Origin of the sequence: Galbibacter sp. (assembly GCF_035306585.1) — a bacterium.
In the GTDB taxonomy this organism is placed as follows: Bacteria; Bacteroidota; Bacteroidia; order Flavobacteriales; family Flavobacteriaceae; genus Galbibacter.
This window is the reverse complement of record NZ_DATGNU010000065.1, coordinates 20,178-30,446: the sequence shown is the minus strand read 5'-3', so window position 1 is coordinate 30,446 and position 10,269 is coordinate 20,178. Positions and strand designations below refer to the sequence as shown.

Annotated in this window: 3 protein-coding genes; all 3 read right to left on the bottom strand. The window is 40.3% G+C overall.

The window, feature by feature from the left end; genetic code table 11:
- Positions 1–96 precede the first annotated feature (96 nt).
- Positions 97–7,203, bottom strand: a complete 7,107-nt coding sequence (sov, locus tag VKY50_RS07045) for a T9SS outer membrane translocon Sov/SprA (RefSeq protein ID WP_475404863.1) — start codon at positions 7,201–7,203, stop codon at positions 97–99.
- Between the two features lie 11 nt (positions 7,204–7,214).
- The gene (gene ruvA / locus VKY50_RS07040) at positions 7,215–7,796 is read right to left on the bottom strand and encodes a Holliday junction branch migration protein RuvA (RefSeq protein WP_324300266.1); all 582 of its coding nucleotides are present in this window, start codon (positions 7,794–7,796) and stop codon (positions 7,215–7,217) included.
- An 87-nt stretch (positions 7,797–7,883) separates the two neighbouring features.
- The gene (locus tag VKY50_RS07035; protein ID WP_324300264.1) at positions 7,884–10,178 is read right to left on the bottom strand and encodes an NADP-dependent malic enzyme; all 2,295 of its coding nucleotides are present in this window, start codon (positions 10,176–10,178) and stop codon (positions 7,884–7,886) included.
- Between the last annotated feature and the right edge of the window lie 91 nt (positions 10,179–10,269).

Genomic DNA, 10,269 nt, shown 5'->3' with positions numbered 1-10,269 from the left:
GTATTTCAATTCTGAAGGAATATTCATATCATCAATTTTATTTATTAGCTCGACAAATGTAATTCATTATACTTTTGATTTCAAAAGGAAATACTGTTAATTTCCAAAATTATACCTCAAAGTAAAGCCAGTTCTTATGGTCGTTTGCGGAAATGCTGTTGATACTTTAAATTCGGAAAAGGTATGATCATAAAAGAAAAGGGCTGTTAAGTTTTTAGACAGCGCATAATCGGCCGTAAATTTCAATGCCCAAATATTCTGACCAGCAGTAACTTGATTGGTATTAATATCCAGATTTCTAATAACAGTAATGTTATCCCTTAGAGAGAGATCAGCCTTTAGGTTTAAATCGCCGCTCATTACACTTCTCCTTCCTCCAAGATGGGTAACAAAGCGAATGTTTGGTATGCGATACCCAAGACCTACTACATATTCATTTCCTGACATCTCCGTGAGCAGGTTATTATCAAAACTCAAGGAAAGCGCCCTATCTTTTCGAACTTCTGCTAACACACTTAGGGAGTTTACCATTTCAAAATCCACGCGTATCAAAGGATTAAACTGTTCCACCAAAGTCGCATTGGTAATAAGTAGTGGATTCTTAAAATTACCTGCTTGATCAAATTGGCTTCCTTGTCCGTAATCTAAATTGGATCTAAAGCTATTGACACTATAACTAGAGCGATACCCATGCGCCAAAGAAAATCGTCGGAAATTATCTTTAAACCAACCTATTCTCATCAGACCCGTATACTTTAAAGTCCAATTTGGAATCGGAGTGTCCCTAAAGATCGCCGTAGAAACAGAGGAAGCATCCTGCCCAGTGTACGCTGCAACAAAAGCCGGCAGTAATACGGATTGATTGGTAGGCCCGTAACCCTCTGGATACTCCGTAGCATTTGGATTTACTGGAACCCCTGCCAATCGCTGAGCTATCACAATCCTATTTTGGCTGAATTTATCGAAAGTTTCTGATTGAGATTCTTCAGATTGATCAAAGGCTGTCCTTATCATGAGACTGGAAATAGAAAAATCCCCATACTTATTCTGTATCAAAGGATTGTAGTCCAAAATACCATCGGAATTAAGATCTTCAATGGAATAATTCTCGGCATAGGATTCCGAATATTGTCTGTCGGCGACTAAATCAATGGTAAGATCTTGAAATGGCTGGAGATTTGCTGCAATATTTAACTGATTAGCCTCTCGCGACATATATTGATCATTAAAGTCAGGAAAGGTCGTCAACCATCCTTTTTGTGCCGCCTGATAACGAACATCCGACTGACTCCCAAATACAAATCCCCATGATGGCTTCAGGGTCCCGATAAATCCTATGGATGGGGTATAACCTGGAAGTACCTTCCCACGGTTTTCTGAATAACTCACATTGATTCGCTTTACCATTGTAGCTAGATCAATAAATGTATTATACATCCCATATTTTTTCTGGTTTTGCTTAGTAGAGGTTTCCGTTGCATTTGGATCAGCAACCGGGAGCGTTCCCCTTGATGTACCAGAACCACCACCTTTACGCTTTAGCCCAAGGGTAGTGTATAATTTATCCATGGTCAAAGCGCCATTTAGATTATGAGTATTAGCATTTTGTATAGTATTGAGCTGCTCTCCTGCAATCTCTGTCAACACATCGCTTCCACGTTGCCAGTCAAAACTTCCTGTATAGGCATAGGTAGCCGAGATAAAATCTAAGAACGGAAACTTATCAAAAGGTAGATCGTAGTTTACCTGAAGTTGCTGTGCGTGACGATTCGGATCACCCACGTCCCAGAAACCATCCCAAATGGCCAAATCTCGATTTACTATTTCTTGGCCATCTTCACTTTGCGAAAAATAGTTCTTGACAATGCTATTATTGGAGGCTGTGAAGTTAAACTGTAAAGACTTGGTTAAATTGTAATTGATCGCATATTGCCAGTCGAACATGTAATTTCGTTGCTGAACCTCTGGTAGTCCCAAAAAGTCCGATTCACTACCCTCTTCGATTACCTGTCTAAAAGCCTGACGGTTAAAGTTTCTGTTGATATTGGAATTCAGAGAAATGCTGGTAGGAAGCAAATTAAAATTAAATTCTTTTAACCACCTCCAATACTTGTCATTCAGTAAAGAATCTGCATTTTTAAGTGGTGCAATATCCAGTGGCTGAAAGTTATGACTATATACAATCCCAGCACGCACATGTTGATCCTCGAGATTCTCTATTTCGTAATCCCTGTGCTCCATTTGGTTGTAGGCCAAGTTAAAGGTGAAATTCTCAATATCGTATACTTTTGCTTTTTGATCTTCTCCCCTATTTTTTCGAACACCAATGAAGTTAATACTCCTACGTTTTGTATAGTCTTCTGCTTGATTGCGAATAGCATCCTTCTGAGCTGATGTTGATGCGGCATCAATACGGTCCTCCAATCTCAGGTCTTGATAGAGTGGATCAAATTCGGGTGTTATCAATTCCTCAGAAATACTATAGTTCATCGGTAATTGTATTCCCCAACCTTGAGGAAGTAATTGACCTAAATTGACATTGCTATTTAAGGCATATCCTCGAACATTTTCCAAGCTTCGCTCTCCAGGCATTTGATCAATGCTTCCAAAACCTGAAGTGCTCATATTGGCCGTGGTAGAAATATTTGCAAAATCGGCGATATTCAAATCCATCGCTGCCACGGCCGCCCAACCACCCTGGTTATCCAATTCGGCCAAACGCAGTTCGTTAAACCATACCTCACCACTAACCATCGATCCTGGACCTGTATTAGGGTTTTTAAGTCCAACCATAAGCGCTCTAATATTCCCTAAACTTGGATTTCCTTTAATAGCCACTTTCATCTGTCCAACCTCAAGTTTTTCAAATTCATCTATAGGATTTGCGTTTTCATCATAAAAAACCGCCTGGTGAAGGTTTCCATCCGCAATTCCCTGGGCTTTGATCTTAGAGAGTAAGGACAAAGGCAAATCTATATTATTAATATCGGGCCAAATTGTCGCAGGATCGGTCGATCCCCCCGGTGTAATTTGCAAAGGAACCTCTACTTGATAGTAATTTTCAGTGAAATCCGTTCCCAGACGAAGAAAAGCCACTAAATCGCCATCAGCCACAGGGATGTCTTTATAGCGCTCCGCATGTATAAACATTTTAAGGCGCTTATACTGCCTCACGTCAATATCTACATTTTTAAAGACGCCCCTGGAGTCAGCTGGTTCCAGATCTTGAACTGCAAAAGACAGTGATTGCTCATTTTGACGAATAACCGTGTTATTATTATTTAATTGTTCACGCACAACTCCGGGAGGTAATTTGTATGGAATAGGGGAACGTTGTTCATTTTCCTGGATATTCACCGTTTTTACATCTACCACAGTAGGATCATCATCATTATTATTATCCACATCTGGTTGAAGGGTATTGGAATAGAGTCTCCAATCTCCTCGAACAAGATCCAATGTAGCAAAACGTAATACAACTTCTTGATTAAAACCAGTGAGATACATACGCATAAAACTCATCGATCTCAAGATCGCTTGTATATCGGTTTCGGAATCCACCTCATCGTGCTGCGAAATAGGCACCTTGAATTGAATCCAGCGTACCCTGTAGGAATCTTTATTGGGGGCCTCCACCTCTACCTCTCGTATGTCCGTTACGAAATCATCATTACGACTCAATCCCGGCTTTATTTTGATGGTATATTGTAAAAAATTCTCCACCGTATTCATAGTAAGGTCACGATCGATGTCCTCTACATCTGGTAAGGTGGTTGAACCGCGACTATTATTCCCTACCTCAACAGGTGAGTTCCCTTCAGGGTTATTGTAGTTTTTATATCGTTCTGGAATGCTTCCCGTGGCGTCCAAGTAAAATTGATAATCGTCCAAGGCAGGATCTGTCCCAGGATTATTGTAAAAGTTAGCCTCCTCATCATTAGTCAGCCCATCGTAACCAACATCTTGCTTAATCCTATCCCCAGTGTTTGCATTAAAGGCATAGACTAATGATTGTGTTGAAGGCACCTTTCCAAAATTCGTTGTATTGGTAAGTGCCGGATTTTCCTGTAAAGGCAAGCCGTTTTCGTACTGCTTTCTACCATCCTTTAAAATGTCCTCGCTAACTTTTCCTAAGTTAAAAACAAGCTCCCCTTCTTCCCCAGCTAATTGCCCATCCTTATAATAGGGATCTAGCAACCAAAATTGAATGTACTCTACGTTAGATTGTTCAAAATTGGTACTATTAATGGAACGCATGATACCTCCCCAACGTTGATCCGCTGGAAGGTCCTCAAAATTTTGATTATCGTTATAGGGTCCTTTTTCTTGTGGATAATAAGCAATATCCAACGTTGGTTGCACTAAGGTTTGCCCCTGTGCAATATCCTGTTGTGGAAATATTTCGTCTATAAAAATACGTCTTGCTTGGTTGGAAGAAATATCATCAGAACTCACGCCTCCAGGTCGCTGGGAACTATAAAATATAGGATCTATTGTATACCAAGCTAATTTTGCCCGCTGATGCCTGGAAGCTACATTATCATTTTCAAGGTTCCCGCCAAACCGATCGGGTTTACTTGGCACACTAGCTAGTGACCAAGCTAAGGCAGAGCGAATATCTATAAAGGATTGAGCTCCTTCAAAATCATCTAAATATGAAGTGATCTCACCATCGAAATCAGCACTTTTAGGTGCTCCTGGTAATAAATAAGCAAATTCCCCTCTTAGAGATAAATTCGAAGCCACATCGGTATCGATATTCGGCAACTTATTGACCATACGTGTCAAAAATGGGATTTCAGTGGAATAAGTTCCGTTGATTCCAAAAATGGAATTATTAACAGGCTCAACTCCAAAGTTTGACTTCTGAGTTAAAGGCCTTTCATTCATATTTAAAAAGGTCCCTCCTAAAGAGAACTTCTCATTAAACTGATGTTCGATGTGCACCCCTGAAAATCTTCTTGTTTGTTGGCCGAAGACCGCGTTATTTTCAACCGAAACCTCAATAGGAGTATTGGATGCCCTTAGTCCAGGATCCAAAATCTGTACCGTTCCAGCCTGGTAGTTCACCGTATAATCGATGCCTTCTTGCAGCATACGACCGCCAGCTGTTACACGGACAGATCCCCTGGGGACATTAAAGGCACCTAGTGGGATCCCGCCAGAGCTCTCTGCCTTATAACGCCCTTTGAGCATGAATTTATTCTTTTCAGCATTTTCTAAAGAAGCGGATTTGGTCTGCCTATACATGTTTCTATACACATATTTACGCTGATTATCATTCTGAATGTAATTGTCATCATCCTCATAATTACCACCTCCAAGCAACTCATACAAGTACTCCCCAAAAGGCTCTACCTTAGTAAACTTAATAATTCCGTTTTGGGTATCCACCGTTATCCCTGGCAAGAAATCAAAGTATCCATCCCCTCCATTTTGTGGGTCATTGTAGGTGTTTAATCGATCAAAATTAAATACATTCAAAAGTATTTTTTCTTCTAGACCCGAGGGCCATGTGGCCTCGTCCACTGGAGAAATGTAGTTGATTGGGGAGGGATCTGTATATAGAATATTAAGTTTAAAATCTTCCTGGGATAGCTGAAATGCGGTGGTAGCATAAAAGTTTTTCATCATAAGATCCCATATAGGATCTTTAACCTGGGTGATATTACTCTTAAGCATTTTTACCACAAGGGCTTGTGGGTTCACCTCTGTTACAACCCCATTGTTCTCTTGAAATTCTGTAGCATTGATCCCATCGTTGGCAAACTCTCCAACTTGGTATACCTGTCCTTGATAGGTATACTGATAAGCAACAGCTAATACTTCATCGTTGCTAAGGCGCTGGTTTAAGGATATATATCCTAACTGCTCATCAACGGTGTATTCTCTATTTGGCTCTAGCTTTCGTGCATTTTCTAAAATGGCATAATCATACCCTTGATTTACTGTATAACCTAAATTAAACCCTTGTTCTACCGTGGCAATATCCCTAATAGCAGGGGTTAAAACGGATGTTCCCGAAGTGATTCCTAAAGGATCGTAATCATTCGCTTGGTTAGAAGGTAAGGAATTGGTGCTGTTAAAAAAACCACCTGGAGCCATATTGTTAATCCTGGTATTTTCTGGATTTGGTTCACCTAAATCCTGTAATGCCACCAAGTTTCTAACATTCTGTGTTCTTTGTGTTCGGTTGGTTACCCAGACTTCGATTCGCGTAATTTGAATCTGGCTCCGTATATAAGGATAGTTCTCCAAGGCTGTATCATACTGATCTCTAAAAAAATGAGATAGAAAAAAGTGACGATCTTCATCATAATCCAGGGCCATGATTTCAAAATCGTTGATGGTTCCCCCACCTTGGGCAACGACACTTCTACTTTGGGAACGTTGTTCAGAGTATACACCCGTGATAGTCGTCCGTCCGAACTGCAATGCTGTTTTTATTCCAAAGAGACTCTGAGCTCCACTAATAAGGCTACTATTGATGGGCATACTCACATTACCTACTTCAATATTTTGAATGATATTATCCTCATCTGGGGTATACTCTAATTTGATCAAATTCTGGAAATCGAAAGTGGCCTCTGTATCGTAGTTCGCATTAATGGAAAGTCGCTCACCAACTTTACCCATTAAACTCAGCGAAATTCGTTGATCAAAGTCAAAGGATATATTACTTCGATTTCTCGGTGATAAGGCAGGATTGTCATTCTTTTGAAACCTCACCCCTAGATCCATAGCTACCGAACCTTGTGGTATCACCTCGATGGTATTCCCGCCAAAGATGGTTTCAAAGAAATCGGAATTCACGTAAAAATTCGGAAGGAGATTCCTTCGCGTTTCCTCACTCCCCTCACGACCAGAAATCGCATTCATTTTATCCTTGAAGTAAGCATTCATTTGCTCTTTTAAAATGAGCTCTTGATACTGATCAGGTGATAAAATTACAGGGTAGTTGATGTCATATTCACCTACCTTTTGGGTATAAATATAATTGTCCGTTATAGGATCATAGGTATACTTAGAAGAAATGCTTTCTGGATCCTGAAGTTCAATGCGTCCTAAAGCCACCCCAGTTTGTGTTGAATCCTGAGGAGTTTCTGTTTCCTCTTGCGCATAGAGCGTGCTGGAGAGCAGCAAAAAGCTGAACGCCAAAAATACCCAGTATGGGCGGTGAATTAGTTTAGGGCCTAATTTAATTTTCAAGTTGGTTATAGGTTTTTAAGCGCGTCTTTTATAATTTCCTCGACACTTAAATCGGTTTTTTCTTTCACAATTTTCTCAACCACCTTCTCCGCTTGCTTACGAGAAAAACCTAATACTTCTAACGCCGTTAACGCTTCATCTTTGTTTGTATTGTTCGAACTTACAAAAACTTCGTCAATATCGTATATTTTTATTATTTTATCTTTCAAATCCAAAATAACACGTTGAGCGGTTTTGGCACCAATCCCTTTGACAGATTGAATAGTTGCCACATCCTCTTTCGCTATTGCATCTCTTATTTCAAGAGGATTTAGGGAGCTTAACATGGTTCTTGCAGTGCTTGCTCCAACCCCAGATACCGAAATCAATAAACGGAAGATTTCTCGCTCCGCTTTATCGATAAAACCGTACAATGTATGGGAATCTTCCTTTATTAATAAATGGGTATAAAGATGTATTTGCTCCTGTGAAGTAATCTTTGAATAGGTAAAAAGCGATATGTGGACCTCATAACCAACACCATTACAATCTATCACTACATCGGTTGGATTTTTCTCAACTAATCGGCCTTTGAGCTGTGTAATCATTACTTAAATAAAAGTTAATACTCCAAATGTAATTAAATTTAACCACATTTTGGAGTATCATATAAACTAAGAACTTAATCTTAAATGCTATCCCGCATGTTCTGTCTTTTGTTTTCTTTCTTTTTCTTGAGCATCAACAACCACAACTGCCGTCATATTGACAATTTCTTCCACGGCGGCTCCTAGTTGAAGAATATGAACAGGCTTGTTCATTCCCAGTAAAATAGGGCCAATGGAATCCGCTTCATACAACTCTTTCATCATCTTATAGGTCATGTTTGCCGAGTCAAGATTTGGGAATATCAAAGTATTGACCTTGTGTCCCGCTAACTTAGAAAAAGGGAATTTACTTTGTAATAAGTCTTTGTTGAGAGCAAAATCGGATTGCAATTCTCCATCCACTAGAATCTCTGGATAATGACGGTGCAAGTATGCTACAGCATCCCTTACCTTAGTGGCGCGATGGTCTTTGGATGAACCAAAGTTGGCATAGGATAACATAGCCACTACAGGCTCAATACCAAACATCTTGGCTGTAATAGCGGTCATTTGTGCGATTTTCGCCAACTCTTTCGCTGTTGGATCAATATTGATGGAGGTGTCGGAAAGAAACATAGGACCACGCTGGGTAATCATAAGGTTCATTGCAGCAACTTTATTCACCCCTGGTGCTTTCCCGATGAGCTCTAACATTGGACGAACAACGGTAGGATACGCTCTTGAATAACCTGAAATTAGTCCATCAGCATCTCCTTCATTGACCATCATAGCAGCAAAATAATTGCGCTCTCTTAATTTCTTTTGTGCATCATACAGGGTTACACCATGTCGTTTCCTAGCATTCCAATACTTTTCGGCATACCGCTGCTTCTTTTCAGGACATTCATCGTTCTTAGGGTCGATTATTTCTACTTCAGCCTCAAAGTCAATTTCCTTCATCAGTTCCAAAATCACATCTCTGCTTCCCAGTAAAATAGGATGAGCAATACCTTCGTCATGTACAATCTGAGCAGCCTTTAAAACATCCAAGTGATCCCCTTCAGCAAAGACAATTCGCTTAGGATTTGTTTTAGCTCTATTATGTAAAAGACGTACAATTTTATTGTCATTCCCTAAGCGTTGCAAAAGCTCCTCTTCATACTTCATCCAATCTTCGATCGGGGCTCTAGCAACCCCACTGTCCATGGCAGCCTTTGCCACCGCAGGAGGTACTCTTGCAATTAAACGAGGATCAAATGGTTTAGGAATTATATAGTCTCTACCGAAATTTAATTTTGTCTCTCCATAAGCAATGTTGACCTGCTCTGGAACGGCCTCTTTGGCTAAGTCAGCTAGTGCTTTCACTGCTGCCATCTTCATTTCTTCATTAATTTTAGTGGCGCGTACATCGAGTGCTCCTCTAAAAATAAACGGAAAACCAAGAACATTATTTACCTGATTAGGATGATCGGAACGGCCTGTAGCCATAATGATATCCTCTCTGGCATCCATAGCTAGTTGGTAATCAATTTCCGGGTCAGGATTCGCCATAGCGAAAACAATTGGATTAGCGGCCATAGACTTTAACATCTCCACAGAAACGATATCTGCTATGGACAACCCTATGAACACATCGCAATCTACCATCGCCTCTTCTAGGGTATCAATTTTTCGATCCGTTGCAAATTCCAATTTCTCGGTAGTGAGTCCAGGTCGATCTGATCTAATGACCCCTTTACTATCTAACATAACGATATTAGATGCCCTAGCTCCAAAGGCTTTGTAGAGTCTTGTACAGGACACAGCAGCTGCCCCTGCACCACTAATTACGATCTTGACAGATTCAATATCCTTTCCTGCAAGTTCCAAAGCGTTGAGCAACGCCGCAGCAGAAATAATAGCTGTTCCATGTTGATCATCATGCATTACTGGAATATCCAACTCTTCTTTTAACCTTCGCTCGATTTCAAAAGCTTCAGGAGCCTTGATATCCTCTAGATTAATTCCACCGAAGGTCGGCGCAATGGTTTTTACGGTTTGAACAAAGGTATCGACATCCTTGGTGTCCAATTCAATATCTATACCGTCGATATCCGAAAAAATCTTAAACAATAAACCCTTCCCTTCCATGACGGGTTTGGACGCCTCTGGACCGATATCTCCCAGACCAAGAACCGCTGTTCCGTTGGTGATTACGGCAACCAAATTTCCTTTGGTTGTATACTTATAAGCATTTTCCTTATCCTTGGCTATTTCAAGGCAAGGTTCTGCAACACCTGGTGAATAGGCCAAGGCCAAATCGCGCTGTGTAGAATAGCGCTTTGTTGGTACAATCTTGATTTTTCCAGGTTGAGGCTTAGCATGATATACTAAAGCTTCCCTTCTACGGATATTTTTACTCATATGAATTTATTTACAAGCTTAACCCCTTAATAAGGACTTAGACTATTGTTTTTCTAATAAGAACCAAGTACAAAGGTAGAAGAATCTAGCT

Excerpts from the sequence above, each read along its gene's own strand:
- VKY50_RS07035 (WP_324300264.1), bottom strand. The coding sequence starts at position 10,178 with ATGAGTAAAAATATCCGTAGAAGGGAAGCTTTAGTATATCATGCTAAG.
- ruvA (WP_324300266.1), bottom strand. The coding sequence starts at position 7,796 with ATGATTACACAGCTCAAAGGCCGATTAGTTGAGAAAAATCCAACCGAT.